This window comes from Pseudoalteromonas sp. SG44-1 (assembly GCF_014164315.1).
Classification (GTDB): Bacteria; Pseudomonadota; Gammaproteobacteria; order Enterobacterales; family Alteromonadaceae; genus Pseudoalteromonas; species Pseudoalteromonas rhizosphaerae.
Map to the genome: position 1 here is coordinate 66,675 of NZ_JACJEW010000001.1, position 15,929 is coordinate 82,603.

The 15,929-nt window shown below is 41.0% G+C and carries 8 protein-coding genes and 5 tRNA genes; 11 read left to right on the forward strand and 2 right to left on the reverse strand.

Annotated features, from left to right (window positions below; all coding sequences use genetic code 11):
* Positions 1-12: 12 nt before the first annotated feature.
* The gene (locus H5187_RS00345; protein WP_182717018.1) at positions 13-2,784 is read right to left on the reverse strand and encodes a hybrid sensor histidine kinase/response regulator; all 2,772 of its coding nucleotides are present in this window, start codon (positions 2,782-2,784) and stop codon (positions 13-15) included.
* 666 nt (positions 2,785-3,450) lie between these two features.
* Here H5187_RS00345 and H5187_RS00350 point away from each other — a divergent pair.
* The 11 genes from H5187_RS00350 to H5187_RS00400 all read left to right on the forward strand — a co-directional run bounded on the left by H5187_RS00350 (position 3,451) and on the right by H5187_RS00400 (position 13,194).
* A tRNA-Phe gene (locus H5187_RS00350) sits at positions 3,451-3,526 on the forward strand.
* A 72-nt stretch (positions 3,527-3,598) separates the two neighbouring features.
* Positions 3,599-3,674 (forward strand) — tRNA-Thr (locus tag H5187_RS00355).
* Between the two features lie 47 nt (positions 3,675-3,721).
* Positions 3,722-3,797, forward strand: a tRNA-Phe gene (locus H5187_RS00360).
* 58 nt (positions 3,798-3,855) lie between these two features.
* Positions 3,856-3,931: transfer RNA gene (locus tag H5187_RS00365), tRNA-Thr, on the forward strand.
* A 49-nt stretch (positions 3,932-3,980) separates the two neighbouring features.
* Positions 3,981-4,056, forward strand: a tRNA-Phe gene (locus H5187_RS00370).
* Positions 4,057-4,469: 413 nt separating this feature from the next.
* Complete coding sequence (locus tag H5187_RS00375; RefSeq protein ID WP_182717019.1) at positions 4,470-5,870, forward strand: TolC family protein; 1,401 nt, start codon at positions 4,470-4,472, stop codon at positions 5,868-5,870.
* Between the two features lie 2 nt (positions 5,871-5,872).
* Positions 5,873-7,174, forward strand: a complete 1,302-nt coding sequence (locus tag H5187_RS00380) for an efflux RND transporter periplasmic adaptor subunit (RefSeq protein ID WP_182717020.1) — start codon at positions 5,873-5,875, stop codon at positions 7,172-7,174.
* Entirely contained in the window at positions 7,171-10,254 is a 3,084-nt protein-coding gene (locus H5187_RS00385) for an efflux RND transporter permease subunit (RefSeq protein ID WP_182739403.1), read from the forward strand. Before H5187_RS00380 ends, H5187_RS00385 begins: the two co-directional genes overlap by 4 nt.
* A 121-nt stretch (positions 10,255-10,375) precedes the next feature.
* The gene (locus tag H5187_RS00390; RefSeq protein WP_182797436.1) at positions 10,376-11,728 is read left to right on the forward strand and encodes a magnesium transporter; all 1,353 of its coding nucleotides are present in this window, start codon (positions 10,376-10,378) and stop codon (positions 11,726-11,728) included.
* Between the two features lie 173 nt (positions 11,729-11,901).
* On the forward strand, positions 11,902-12,039 hold the full coding sequence (locus H5187_RS00395; protein ID WP_169020715.1) for a hypothetical protein: 138 nt from the start codon (positions 11,902-11,904) through the stop codon (positions 12,037-12,039).
* Positions 12,040-12,276: 237 nt separating this feature from the next.
* Complete coding sequence (locus tag H5187_RS00400) at positions 12,277-13,194, forward strand: tetratricopeptide repeat protein (protein WP_182767523.1); 918 nt, start codon at positions 12,277-12,279, stop codon at positions 13,192-13,194.
* 65 nt (positions 13,195-13,259) lie between these two features.
* Here the strand turns inward: H5187_RS00400 and H5187_RS00405 are convergent, their stop codons facing one another.
* Positions 13,260-15,782 (reverse strand): TonB-dependent siderophore receptor, encoded by a 2,523-nt coding sequence (locus H5187_RS00405; RefSeq protein WP_182717024.1) that lies wholly within the window; start codon positions 15,780-15,782, stop codon positions 13,260-13,262.
* Between the last annotated feature and the right edge of the window lie 147 nt (positions 15,783-15,929).

Here is a 15,929-nt window from a genome sequence, read left to right on the forward strand (position 1 = left end):
TTAATGCTTGAATTAAATCAGATCATCTTGCTCTTGGGCATTACTAACTTGCTCTTTTAAAAACTGTGCAACACGAGAGTACTCAATCTCTAAATTGTCACGCAGCTCAATTAGTTGATCACTGGTTAAGTCTTGTTCTTTACAGCTATCTTCAAAGTCAGCTGCCAGTTCAGCTACTTTTTCTGCGCCAATTGTTTTCGATATAGATCTAAGTTGGTGGCAAGCTGCAATTATTATTTCTTTATCACCGGTCATTACCCCCGTATTAATGTCTTTAGCTAACGTATGGCTTTGCTCTAAGTACATTTTAAAGAACCGTAACTGCTTTGCTTCATCATTGTTTATGTATTTAGCGAGCATTTCAAAGTTAATTGGTGCTGACGGCTTATTAGGAGAAGCTGTAATCGACTCTTGTTTGCTTTCACTCCAACTATTAAGTGTTGCCTCTAGTGTATTTAATTCCACAGGTTTAGTAATGAAATCGTTAATACCGGCATTTAAACAGCGTTCTTTTTCACCCTTTAAGGCATTTGCCGTTACTGCAATAACATAAGGCTGAGCGTTGATGTCTTCAAGTTGCGCGGCTTCGTCGCGAATTTTTTCAACCATGTCATAACCTGACATTTTAGGCATATGTAAGTCAGTTAAAATTAATGGGTAACGACCGCTTTGCCACATTTTTAAACCTTGTTCGCCGTTTTCAGCAACCTCAACGCCAAACCCAAGTAAATGTAGTTGATCGGTAAGCACTTGTTGATTCAAAATATTGTCTTCAACAAGTAGCACGAGTTTGTTTTCTTCGCGTGCTTGTTCAATATTTAAATAATTATTAAGGGTTTTAACTGGTTTAACTTGTCTTGGTGTATGCAGCCCCGCAGCAACCAATAGCGACATCATAAAGTTTGACTTACATAATGGCGACGCATTAAGGTAAAAGATGTTTTTGTGATTTATTGCGGCTTCATCCAATTTACTAAGTACGATCACCTGTTGGTTATTATCTTCAAGGGTGTACAGTAAACGGCGTAGTAAGTAATTAATGCTATCCATTGAATCGATACCATCAAGCACCCAAATAACACCGGGGTTGTCTTGATACTGTTCAATTTCTTGCACCGCTTGCACTGTAATTGTTTTTGCTCCCATAAATGATAAATAACGAGAAAGCGTTTGTTGTCTGCTTTGATGCTCAGTGACGAGTATCACCGAATGATCTTTCAAGGCGCCTTTATGGGCATACTTTATGGTGTTTTCAGTACTGAATGGCAATTCCACCACAAAGTCACTACCAATACCTATATCGCTGGTAACACTAATCGACCCTAACATTAACTCGGTTAAACTTTTACAAATAGATAAACCTAGGCCAGTGCCACCGTACTCACGGGTAATTGATCCTTCGGCTTGAATAAATGGATTGAATATTTCACGCAGCTGAGCTTGGCTCATACCTTTACCATTGTCGCTGACGCTAAAACGCAGAGTAAAATGGTCAGCAGTATTTTGTGCCACTTCTACAGCAATGCGTACCTGACCTAGGCGATTTTCATCGGTGCTTGTAAATTTAATCGCATTACTACATAAGTTATAAAGTACTTGGCGAACGCGAACAGTATCACCAATTAAATTAATTGGTACATCAGGGGCTATGGCAAGCTCTAAATCAAGCTGGCGTTTTTTTGCAACCGATGACAATACTCTGGCAACTTCTTCAATAGTATCCGAGACCGAAAAAGGAGTTGGATCGATATTTAGTTTGCCCGCTTCAATCTTTGAGAAATCTAAAATATCATCCAGAATACCCAGTAGTGAAAAGGCTGATTCACGAATAATTGTGCTTAGACGATGCTGAGCGCCATTAAGATCTGTTTGCCTTAGTAAATCAATGGTGCCAATAACGCCATTCATTGGAGTGCGTATCTCATGGCTCATAGTTGCTAAAAACGTGGTTTTGGCTTCGCTTGCTTGTTCAGCTCTATGGCTCGCTTTTTCAAGCGCTAAAGTGCGGTTTTGCACTTCAGTTTCCAGACTGCTTTGCAGCTTATGCAAATCTTTTTGGGCTATGTCATTACTATTGATGGCATCTTGTACTTGCTGTAATAATTGATTGATATTTTTAGCTACAACGCCAAGGCCAATATCTAATTGTTCGTCGATATGTGTATTGTAACTACCAGATTTAGTGATGCTCTCTAATTTATGCGCAAGAGTGTCACTACTTTTGCGGATCCGCGTATTAAGATAAACGTTAAAAAACAGCGCCAGTAAAAATAAACTTACTCCAGCAATTCCTGCAATAGCCAATGCAAGTCCGATGGAATAATTTGGCAGTAGAGGGGTTACAGCTATTTTTTGTTTAATGATCAATTCACCAACGGGTTGATCATTTAAATTTAATTGATAGTGAATAATACCTTGCTCAACTGAATATTGATCAAGTTTTAGCGGTGCAATTGCCGGTTTATTACTAGCAAAAACCAATTGTGTTTGTGCAGTAGGTGTATATCTATATAAGTAGTAATCAAATTGATTATTAAGCGCAGCACTTAAATTTAGTAGTTGTGTGGCATTATCTTGTCCTGTTCGAGTTAATGCATTTACTAAAGGAGTGTCTAATTGCTCAGCTAATGTCATTAAACTTAGTGAGCTTGGTGGTGCTTTTGAGTCTTCAGTGTGGCTAGGGTAAAAAGAATAAGCAACCACAGCGAGTGCTGTTACGGCTAAGTTTATTAGTATAAAAAGAGGTAATAGTCCTTTTACAGGAGAAGAAAATTTACTCAGCATTTATTATCCAACTTATCTATTATCAACCGCAATCTAAACAGTCGCTTGTGTACTGGAAATCAATCCTATCATTTACCAGAAATAATTCACTACGTTTTTAGGACTGTTGTACACAAAGCAGTTAAAATACCTATCCAATACATAAATTAAAGAGTTATTGCTGTAAAAAACAGCGTACTTTACATTTATTAGTCGCTTTGTTGAAAAACTGTGCAAACAGTTATGAAGAATAAAAAAAAAGTTGACTTGAAAGGGCAAAACCAGTTTAATACGCCGCACACGCAGATAGCTCAGTCAGTAGAGCTAAGTGGGAATTGAATTGAAAATCCTTTGTGATTTTTATTAATACTGAAATTGCCCAGATAGCTCAGTCAGTAGAGCTAAGTGGGAATTATATTTAAAATCCTTTGTGATTTTTATTAATACTGAAATTGCCCAGATAGCTCAGTCAGTAGAGCTAAGTGGGAATTATATTTAAAATCCTTTGTGATTTTTTATTAATACTGAAATTGCCCAGATAGCTCAGTCAGTAGAGCTAAGTGGGAATTATATTTAAAATCCTTTGTGATTTTTTATTAATACTGAAATTGCCCTGATAGCTCAGTCAGTAGAGCTAAGTGGGAATTGCATTGAAAATCCTTTGTGATTTTTATTAATACTGAAATTGCCCAGATAGCTCAGTCGGTAGAGCAGAGGATTGAAAATCCTCGTGTCGGTGGTTCGATTCCGCCTCTGGGCACCATTATTTAAATAATGGTGTTTAAATAAAATGATTAAAACACCATTATGCGTGCCTTAGCACACAGTTTAGTGTGCCGACTTAGCTCAGCTGGTAGAGCAACTGACTTGTAATCAGTAGGTCAACCGTTCGACTCGGTTAGTCGGCACCATTTATTTAAATTAAATGTTTTAAACATTTAATTAGCACTGTTTAAGTGCCTCGATAGCTCAGTCGGTAGAGCAGAGGATTGAAAATCCTCGTGTCCGTGGTTCGATTCCGCGTCGAGGCACCATTTATTAAAAGTTATCAATCTTTAAAATTGAAACGTGCCTTAGCACACAGTTTAGTGTGCCGACTTAGCTCAGCTGGTAGAGCAACTGACTTGTAATCAGTAGGTCAACCGTTCGACTCGGTTAGTCGGCACCATTTATTTAGATTTATTGTTAGGTTAACAATAAATCAGCACAGTTGATGTGCCTCGATAGCTCAGTCGGTAGAGCAGAGGATTGAAAATCCTCGTGTCCGTGGTTCGATTCCGCGTCGAGGCACCATTTATACTAAAGCCCTGCATGAAAATGCGGGGCTTTTTTGTTTTTATTTAAGTTAAAACATAAGCGGCCTCGAACTACGTTCGATTACAAAATGCTTCCCTGTATTTTGCCCTACGGGCCATCCTTCGGACGTTAAAAATTGTTCCAGACAATTTTTTGCCGCCTCAGTGCACCATTTATATTAAAGCCCTGCATGAAAATGCGGGGCTTTTTTTTTAGAGAAAATTAGCACAAGTAAAGTTTGCCAAGTACTCGGTTGAGTTTTCTAATTCACCTTTCACCTTTAATCCCACAAAACCTGCGCTTCACCGCTGTTTCCTTTAAGCATGTGTAATGTTATGTAAAGTCAGTTGAGCTATTGCTGCACTGGTGCTTGAATTACACTCATAAATAGCAGTAATTCAGGTTTTTATATGATTTGGCAACTTAAGCCGAGTTTAGTGGCGGTGAGTGTGTTGCTGCTCAGTGCATGCAGCAATCAGCTCAATCCTACTGAACGTGCGCAAGATATCGCAAATACCCCAGAGCTTTGGCAACAAGCGACTACGTCTGCATTAAAGGTTGAAGATAATTGGCTGCAGCAGCTAGAAAACCCACAAGTTTTTTTTCTAGTTGAACAGGCATTAGCAAATAACCAGCAAATTTTGCAGTCCGGTTATGATGTTGCTATTAAACAGCAGCAGCTAATTGCCACAGGCGCCGCGTTGTGGCCGAGCTTGGATTTATCTTCGCGGACGAATCGCAGCAAAGATAATCGCCCTGTTAGCTACAATAATGCCAGTTCGGCAAATTTAACCCTCAGCTACGAAATTGATCTATGGGGCAAGCTATCTGATGCGCAGCGTCAAGCTAACCTTGAATTTTTAGCAGAGCAAGCCAATTTTGAGCAAAGTAAGCAGCGCTTAGTAGGCGATGTAGTCAGCGGCTGGTTTAATGTCATCAGTGCGCAAAAGCTATTGGCACTGTATCAACAGCGTGAAAAAAACGCTGAGCAAAATTTGGCAATTATTGAATCGGGTTATCGCCAAGGTTTAAATGATGCGTTAGATGTGTATTTAACGCGTAATGAACTAAATACTGAACGCTCGCGAATTGCCGGGCAAAAAGCGACATTAAATCAAGCTATTCGAACACTTGAACGGCTAACTGGAGATTATCCAAAAGGCGCCTTAACTGTCGAGGCCGAGCTACCATTATTAGATAAACCTATTCCATTAGGTTTACCGTCAGAATTGATCACCCGTAAACCAAGTTTAATGGCCAGTTGGTATCAACTGTTAAGTACCGATGCTAATTTGGCCTATGCCCATAAACAACGTTTTCCCAGCTTAGATTTATCAGCAACGTTAGGTGATAGCACAGACCGAGTAAGCGACTTGTTTTCTCCGTCGAGCCTGGCATGGTCGTTGGTTGGTAGCATTTCTATGCCGCTGTTTGATGCAGGTAGACTAAAAGCAAACGAGGAAGCTGCGCGGTTAGCAGTGCTAAGCCAAGAGCAAAATTATTTAGCGAGTTTGTATGATGCATTTAATGATGTTGAACAAGCTATTTCGCAAGAGCAGTCATTACAACAGCGCTACCAGGCTACGCTTAAAGCGCAAGAAAATGCTATTGCAGCAGAGCAATTATCATTTGAGCAATATCAAAGTGGTTTAGTCACTTACACCACCGTATTAGATGCACAAGACCGCTCTTTTGATGCACAAAGCTCAGTCATCGAAATTAAAAACCAACTTATTATTAACCGTATAAATCTTCATATTGCCCTTGGTGGCGATTTTTCACAGCCAACCAACGCATCAACAGAGCAATAACTATGAACTTAAAAACCAGAAAAATATTGATCCCAGCCGTAGTGATTGCAGCAACCGCAGCAATCGTTATGTTCATTCAAGGTAACCCGCCGCAAGCTAATCGTTTTGCAGCGCCACCTAAAGCACAAATTAGTGTGGCAGTGCAGTTACTAACACCGCAATCATACCAAGTGATGATTGATAGTTTTGGCACCGTAAAACCACGTACGCAAAGTGGCTTAGTTGCTCAAGCATCGGGGCAAATCATTGCGGTTAGTGAGCAGTTTCGCGAAGGGGGCTTTTTTGAAAAAGGGGATGTGTTACTGCAACTTGATGATAGGGATCACCGCGCTGAAGTAAAAGCCGCACAAGCAAACTTATTAACTGCGCAACAGGGCTTACAAGAAGAGCAAGCGCGTGGACGTCAAGCTTTGGTTGACTGGCAGCGTTTAGGTAATGGTGCACAAGCGAGTAACTTAGTGTTGCGCGAACCACAATTAGCCGCAGCGCAAGCACAAGTGTTGTCAGCTCAAGCGCAACTTGAAAAAGCTGAACTTGATTTAGAGCGTACTAAAATTACAGCTCCTTATGCCGGTCGTGTACTCAGTCGCAGTGTTGATCTAGGCCAAGTGGTGTCTAATAATACTCAGCTTGCAACGATTTATGCCATTGATAGTGTGGAAATTCGTCTGCCAATCAAAAATAAAGATTTGCCATTTATAAACTTACCAGAGCAATATCGTGATGGGCAAAAAAATGCACTTGGATCAGCGGTGCATTTCACTTCAGACTTAGTCGGCAAGCAAAGTTGGCTTGGGCAAATTTCGCGTACCGAAGGAGCTATTGATGAAAGCGCCCAACAACTGTACGTGGTGGCACAAATTAATGATCCATACAAAGCAACAGCGCAAAACCAATACCCAATTAAGATAGGGCAATATATTAAAGCGCAGATCAGCGGTAAACAGGTAAACGATGTATTGGTTATTCCTAACAGCACCATTTATCAAGGCAGCTATGTGTATGTTGTTGAGCAAGGCGTACTTAAGCGTAAAGAGATTAGCTTAGCATGGCAAAACGCCACGCAAGGAATTATTGCCAGTGGTTTAACGGCTGGTGAACAGTTGGTACTCACACCGCTTGGTCAGGTGAGCTCGGGTACGCGAGTTAAAGTAATGGGTGAACCCGCAACCTCGACAGAACCTGTGAAAAAACAGCGCCCAAGTCGTGAGCAGCTAGAAGAGATGGCTAAGAAACAGGGTATTACTGTTGAGCAGTTAGTTGAAAAACGCCGCGCAGCAAGATCGCAAGGAGATAAACCATGATAGCTTGGTTTACCAAAAATCATGTTGCAGCTAATTTATTGCTGATCAGCATTGTATTTGCGGGTCTATTTAGTTTAACTACGCAAATACCGCTTGAAGTATTTCCTTCATTTGAAACCGATCGCATTAGCGTTAGCGTATCATTACGTGGCTCAACGCCAGAAGATGTAGAGCAAGGGGTGACGATTCGAATTGAAGAGTCAGTGCAAGATTTAGAAGGGATCAAGCAGATCTCAAGTCGCTCCTCAGAAGGCTCTGCCTCGGTTAGCATCGAAGTTGAAAGCGGTTATGATCCGCGGGAGTTATTAGCCGATATAAAAAGCCGGGTTGATGCGATCAATACCTTTCCTGTTGATGCCGAAAAGCCCGTTGTAGCTCTTGCAGAGCGCAAGCGCGAAGTCATTGCAGTCACCGTTGCCAGCGATTACGGCGAAAAAGAAACCCGCGAATACGCCGAGCAAGTACGAGATCAATTACTACGTTTACCGAGCGTGACGCAGGTTGAACTAAGTGGCGTGCGCGATTACGAGTTAGCCATTGAAGTCAGTCAAGATACATTACGCCAATATAGTTTAAGTTTAAGTGATATTTCACGGGCCATTAGCAATTCGAGCTCAGACATTTCTGCGGGGAATTTAAAAACCGAAGGCGGCGACGTACTCATTCGCTCTAAAGGCCAAGCTTACCGTAAAGACGAATTTGCCCAAGTTGTAGTAAAACACCAAAGCGATGGCACCATAATTCGCCTTGGAGATATTGCTAAAATTAGCGATGACTTTGAAGAAACCCCAGTGCGCACCCGCTTTAATGGTAAACAAGCCGCGTTTATTGATGTGTACCGAATCGGCCCGCAAAGTGCTATTACCGTGGCGGATGAGGTTAAAGAATTCATTGAAAACCAGCAAACAAATCTGCCGATGGGGTTTGAGCTGAGTTACTGGGATGATGATTCAGAACTGGTTAAAAGTCGTATTGCCACGCTTACCACTAATGCCTTACAAGGCGGCATTTTAGTGTTGGCTTTACTGACGTTATTTTTACGACCGGCCATCGCATTCTGGGTGTTCATTGGTATTCCAGTATCGTTTATGGGGGCTTTTTTAGCGATGCCATTGTTTGGTGTAACACTGAACATTATGAGCTTATTTGGTTTTATTTTAGTACTGGGAATTGTTGTTGATGATGCCATTGTTACTGGTGAAAATGTTTATACTCATTTAAAAACGGCTGAATCAGGTGAACAAGCGGCTATTCGTGGTACCCAAGAAGTGGCAACGCCGGTAACGTTTGGGGTTTTAACCACAGTCGCGGCCTTTTTACCTTTGGCGTTTATTGAAGGTGGCCGTGGCGCGTTATTTGCGCAAATTCCAGTGGTGGTGATCCCCGTGCTATTATTCTCGTTAATTGAGTCTAAGTTCGTGTTACCAGCGCATTTAAAGTACATCAAATTACGTCATCAAAAAGGCGAGCCCTCAAAATTTGATAAGTTCCAACAACGTTTTGCTGATGGTTTTGAGCATGCAATCTTAAAATACTATCAGCCCATTTTAAACCTCGCTTTACGGCATAAACTAGCAACGGTGAGCTTGTTTGTTGGTATTTTCTTGATCATTTTAACCATGATCACCAGTGGTTGGACTAAGTTTATTTTCTTCCCACGTATTCCAAGTGAAACGGTTCGAGTTAACTTAACCTTGCCAACGGGCACACCGTTTGAAGTGACTAATAAATATGTCATTGATATGTCGGATAAAGCACGCCAATTACAAGATAAGTACCGCGATGAAGATACAGGTGAAAGTGTTATTTTAAATATACTCGCCACCACAGGCGGGCGCGGTGGTGCGTCTAATTCCGGCAGTGTTCGTTTTGAAATAACACCCGCTGAAAGCCGCGACTCTGATATTGGCTCGCGCGAGCTTGCCAGTGAATGGCGCGATTTAATTGGTATAATACCGGGTGCAGAGAGCTTAACCTTTAGAGCCGAAATTGGCCGCAGTTCAGATCCGATTGACGTACAACTGAGTGCAACCTCACTCACCACATTGCAAGAAGTGGCTGATCATGTCAAAGCGCGGTTAGCGACATACCCAACGGTATTTGATATTGCTGATAGTATGTCCGATGGCAAAGAAGAGCTACAAATAGAGCTAACAGAGCAAGGCCTAGCACTGGGGTTGAATCGTGTTGATGTATCGCAACAAGTGCGTAATTCATTTTTTGGTGCACAAGCACAGCGCATTCAACGTGGTCGCGATGATGTGCGAGTAATGGTGCGTTTACCAATTGAAGAACGCCGCTCAGTGGCGGATCTAAAAGATATTTTAATTAATCTACCCGATGGCGGCACAGTGCCTTTATCGCATGTAGCTAAGCTGGTGCCGGGACAAAGCCCTTCGTCGATTAATCGCATTGATCGCTACCGTACTTTAAATGTGACTGCTGATATTGAAAAACAAAACACCAATATGACGGTGCTACAAGCTGATTTAAAAGAGTATTTAGATGAACTTGTACAGCAATACCCAGGAGTAAGCCACTCACTTGAGGGTGAAGCTAAAGAGCAGCGGGAATCATTTGGTTCACTCGCGTGGGCATTGGTCTTTGTGTTTTTCATTATTTATGGCTTATTAGCAATTCCATTTAAATCTTACTTGCAGCCATTAATCGTTATGAGTGTGATCCCATTTGGCATGATAGGCGCAGTTATTGGACATTGGATCATGGGCATGGAACTGACCATTATGAGCTTACTCGGCATGCTAGCGCTGATTGGCGTAGTGGTGAATGATTCACTGGTATTGGTTGATTTTATAAATAAAAAACGCAGTGAAGGTGGTGATTTACTGGAGGCGGTAAAAATGGCGGGCGCATCACGTTTTCGCCCTGTAATGCTAACCAGCTTAACCACCTTTATAGGCTTAATGCCGCTGCTGTTTGAGAAGGCGACACAAGCGCAATTTTTGATCCCGATGGCGGTGAGCCTTGGCTTTGGGATTATTTTTGCAACCTTTATCACCTTGTTGTTGGTGCCAGTGAATTACTTGTTGATGGAACGCTTGCAAGGCTGGTTTAAATAAACAACTTTCCCCACAGCTAATTAGGCTGTGGGGAATACGAAATACGATGCAAAATTTCTCAAACTATTTTTTCAAGCTGAGGTAAACTAAACACAAAGTAGTTAAATTCAAAGGCTTCAACATGATTGAATACCCGATTGATCAACTCCCACAGCTTATTGACGAGCTTTTACAATGTGATACCACAGAACGTAAAAATAAGCTGTTAGCTGACGCCAAAGAAATACTCTCGACAGAACATTTATCGTTATTATTTGAAGCCTTGCCAAAAGATCAGCGTATTGATATTTGGCAATTATTAGATGAAGACACCCAGCACGAAATATTCATTAATTTAGGCGCCGATAGCTGTCGTTGGTTATTACAAACACTCGATGAAGATGCCGGTTTTAAATTACTTGATGAAGTAAGCGTTGCTGAGTTACTTGAACTTGAAGAAGTGATCCCTGAGCGCTTTGTTGAATACGCTCGCCGTCAACTTGATGAAGTACAAACCAAGCAATATGAATTAGCGCAGCAGTATCTGCCAGAGCAACTTGGTCACTGGCTTGATTTTGATTCACTTAAGGTTTCAGACAAACTTACGGTCGGTGGCGCACGAAAAATCCTGCAAAAAGGCTTACCGCAATATACCGAGGTTATTTATTTAGTAAGCCGCAAAGGCACGCTAATTGGTGAGGTATCGGTTAACACGTTATTTAAAGCTAAGGATTCAGATACCTTATTAAGTTTTGCTGATCACGATATCACCTCACTGCATGCTGACGATGACCTATACGAAGCCGCGGAAGTGGTGATCCACAGTGAAAAAGTGGCAATGCCCGTTGTCAATGTCGATAACAAGTTACTGGGGCGATTAAAAGTTACCTCAGCTTATGAATTACGCCAAGAGGTCACCGATGAAGCAGCGGCAAAAGCGGGTGGTTTACGCGAAGACGAAGATCTATTTGCCAGCGTACGAAAAAGTGCGAAAAACCGTGGTATTTGGTTAGGCATTAATTTAGCAACCGCATTTTTAGCATCCTGGTTTATTGGCTTATTTGGCGCAACCATTGAGCAAGTAGTTGCATTGGCAGTATTAATGCCGGTAGTTGCATCAATGGGCGGTATTGCCGGTAGTCAAACACTTACCGTAATCGTGCGCGGTTTAGCGCTTGGTCAGGTAACCGACTCAAACCGTAAGGCGTTACTTAAAAAAGAGCTTAGGGTAGGGGCTGTAAATGGCTGTGTGTGGGCTATGGTAATTGGTGTGCTTACTTATTTCTGGTTTAGTGATGTGATGCTCAGTATCACTATTACAGTGGCTATTTTGCTTAATTTAATTGCAGCCTCTTTGTCTGGCGTGGTGATCCCTTCTATTTTAGATAAAATGAAAATCGACCCGGCACTGTCAGGTTCAGTAATCTTGACAACGGTGACCGATATTGTTGGCTTTGTCACTTTCTTAGGGTTAGGTAGTTTATTACTTCTTTAGTATTTTAGTGTACGAAGTATGATAACTTTTACAGGTATTTGATTAATTTCAGTTTTATTTCTGTTGTGTGAATCTTTAGTGAAGAACTGGTTGGCGCGTATCATCTGGTTCTTTTTTATCATAAAGTACAACTCTCGCAGTAGCGAGCTACATAATTAAAAAGGAAATACTCAATGTCAAAGAAACCAGCTAAAGCAATCAGTAAAGAAGTAAAATCGATTAAAAAAGAAATCAGCGCTCGTAAAGATAAAGTCGCAAAACAAAAAGCCAAAATAGGTAAGCTTAAAAAAGCGCTGAAAAAAGCAGCTTAATTTAGCATACAAAAATACTGCTGTGCGACCAGTTATTCAGCGCCATCAGTAAAGGTATATATACCTTTCAAATGCTTAGGCAATTATAAAATATTTTTGTAATTGCCTAAGCCAGTTTATTATCCCCACTCTTAGTACGTAACGATCTGTTTTTGTATAATATTTGTTAATAATTTTATGCAAATATGTTTTAATCTATGTATATCCTTTACAGCATTAAGCGTTTACTTAAACTTTATGATAAAAAATCACTTCATAGTCGCTATTTTTATCTTTATTTTCTCTACGCTAGCTAATGCGTCTGAACACTTTAGTGATCACGAACAATTCTGCTTACAGCAGCCAGAGAAAGACTGCTTAGTTTATATTAATGAACGTATAGAGAAATCAGAGCTAGATTCTTCTCGGTGGTACAAAGCCAAGTCTTACTTATTTGATTATTATTACGATAAAAGTGATTATGAAACCTTAAAAATCATTGTTGAGCCATTCGCAGAACGAGATGATCTACCTGAAGTATTTAAAGTCCAAGTTTACTTTTATTATGCCAAAGCCTTACGTTACTCTGAGGATGATGAGCTTGCAGAAATCTATGCTAATAAGGCTCTTACAGATATACAGTTGATGTACGACGCGTTTGCAGATCCAATGCGAATGCTTGAGTTAGCCAATTTGCAGTATGTTTTTGGTAATAAAGAATCCGCTTTTCAAATGCTACTCAAAACCGAACGAAAGTTTGGCAAGAGTAAAGACCCAATTTTTAATTTTGAATTACATTCCAATAAAGCAAATATTTATCATGCTTTTGGCGATTTAGAAAATGCCAGAGATAGTAGAAAAAAAGCACTCGATTGGATACTTCCAACTCAGCATCAAGGCAAAATTATTGTTGCACAAGGGAATTTAGCGCGTACATATCAATTGCTCGGACAGTATGACCTTGCCATTAAGTATTATGTTGACTCGTTAAGTTATATGGTCGATGGCAGCGATGATATTACCAAAGCTTCGCATACATTAAGGCTGGCAGAAATATGCTGGCAAGCAAAAGATAATCAGCAGGCCATTAAGTGGTTTAAAGCGGTTAAAGTGAGTGACTTAAATCGTAACCATAAAATAGTCTATGAACAATTAGCTAAAGCCTTAACTTTGTAGCGATTGTAACTATGCACCCTCGATAAGACGGCCCATATTTATATGGGCCGTAGTTATTTGTTTAATTAAAAGCTAAACGCTACATTCGCATAAACAAAGCGGCCATCTAAACTATATGGCGTGAACCCGCTGTAAGTGAAAATTTGGTTAAAATCACTATAACCAATATTACTTACCGTATCTTGCGGGTACTGATCAAATAGATTATTAGCACCTAAAGCAAGTTTCCATTGCTCAGTTGGACGATATGCCACTTCAATATCGGTGAGCCACTTTGCTTTTAGAAGCTCATCACCCTCAGCACTACTTGAGGTATCAACTACTTCACCATAGCGTGTTGCACGAAGCGTGGTTTGAATATTTTCATAATCCCATGTTGCAGACAGGTTCCATTTATCTGCTGGTGTGCCTTTTTCGAATCGAGAAATTTCACGTCGTGCAAAGTATTGATATTCATCACCTAACGCTTCCAGTTCCGGTGGATTGTCTTTCACATGAGTAACTTCTGTATCGTTAAAGTTTACAGCGGCACTTAAGCGTAAGTCACCATAGTCAGCTAAACCAAGTAAATAGGTGGCAACAATATCTACCCCTTGAGTACGCGAATCGATAGCATTGGTAAAGTAGCGCACACTTTGGGTATTAAGCTCAGCGGCTTGTTGTAAAATAGCTTCAACAGCAGGGCCTTCTAAGTTTTCAGAAAGCACAATGCGATCATCAATATCGATACGATAAGCATCAAGCGTGAAGCTAAAATTACCTTCTGTGAAGATAAAACCAGCGGTCATATTGACAGACTCTTCAGCGTCTAAATCTTTTGCGCCAAGCGCTTTGGCAGCAGGCTCACTACTTGGAAATAATCCGACTTCTCTAGGTACGCCATTTTCAAATACAGTGCTGACTGATTTATAAGACGTTTGTGCAAGAGACGGTGCTCTAAAACCACTACTGATAGCACCACGTAACGATAATGAAGGAGTAATGCTATAGCGGCTGGCAAGTTTCGCTGTAAAAGTACTGCCAAAGTCACTATAGTCTTCAAATCGACCTGCTAGCACAGCATTCCAATTTTCAGTGAGGTAGGTATCAAATTCAGCAAATAGAGCAATGTTATGGCGGCTTTTATCAGTTGCACTATCCGGTGAAAAACCTGATAAAACTTGTGCACCACCGGCGGCAACAGGTACGCCTTGTGCATCAAGTACCGTTAAATACGAAGCTTGTTCACCGGCTTTGATTTGGTAGTTTTCATGGCGATATTCAGTACCAATGGTAACAAACACGTCATCAGGTAAGCCTAAGTCAAAGCTATTGCTGGCATCCATGTTAACAAGGAATTGTTCATACACTAATGCGCCATTATCAAACTCTGTCGGACTGTTAGCACCCATAGAGGTATTGATGCTATTGCTAACACCTAAGGCAAAATCATTGCGACCATAATTAGTGCTGATATCCCATGTCCAATCATTACTAACCCCATTTAAACCGATAGCAAACGAATAGTCGTCAACATCAGTGTCAATGTTTGGTAAAAACCCATCTGGATAAACGCTTGGCAAATTACGGTTGTCTTTGGCACGACGATAGAAACCGCCTGAGTTACCTTTACGATTTGAATAACTGGCAAAAGAGTAAAGTGATAAGTCATCACTAAAGTCGTAGCCAAGATTATAAAATAGCGCGATATCTTCAACATCGGCTTTACCAAAGCGGTGATTATAACGGTCAAACGTCAGCTCTTTTGGATCAAGCGCGCCGTTTTCATCACGATTATATTGTTCTCGCTCATCAATACCTGAGCGGTTAGTTGGCTCGTTGTTACGGGTTTCAATTGAGATATTGATAAAGCCATTCTCGCTAAGCGAAAAGCCCGCATTGGCACTTGCAGTTCGGGTAATACCATCGTTTACTTTACGGTCTTCGCCTTTGGCAAAGCTTAAATTACCTTGCGCATCAGCACTGGTGCTGAGTAACTGAGGAGAGCCCGCCATTTGTGTGTCGTACTCACCATAGGTGTAGCTTACACTACCGCCTTCATCGGCATCTTTGAGTACAATATTAATCACACCAGCAATGGCATCTGAGCCATATTGCGCAGCTGCACCATCACGCAGTACTTCAACACGTTTAATTGCAGAGGTTGGAATATTATTTAAATCAACGGCAGTAGAGCCGCGGCCAACGGTGCCGCCTAAGTTTAATAAAGCACCAGAATGACGGCGTTTACCATTGACAAGTACTAAGGTGTGATCGGGAGCTAGGCCTCTTAATACTGCAGGTTTTGCATGGTCAGTACCATCAGCGAGGGTTGCACTTGGGTAGTTAAAGCTAGGTAATTGGGCTGCAAGCACTTGGCTTATTTCTAGTTGGCCTGTGGTTGCTAGATCACGACTGGTTAGCAAGTCTACAGGAACTGTACTTTCCGACAGGCTGCGTAAACTACGACGTGTGCCGGTGACCGAAATAACTTCAATATCTTTTACTTCGTTTTCGCTAGTTGGTTGCTCTGCTGCAATGGCACTTACTTGAAAAGCAAATGTACTGCATATTGCTAAATGTAGGGGCAGTTTTTTTAAGTTAGCCATATAGTAATCCCTTGAGTATGTTGATTTTAACCAACAACATTTTACTAATAAAATGTTTACTCAACAAAGAATAGATCAGAATACCATAGTAGCAATGTACCTTAATTGTTAATATTTTGCGTCTTATGTAACTGTTAGTGTGTTTTA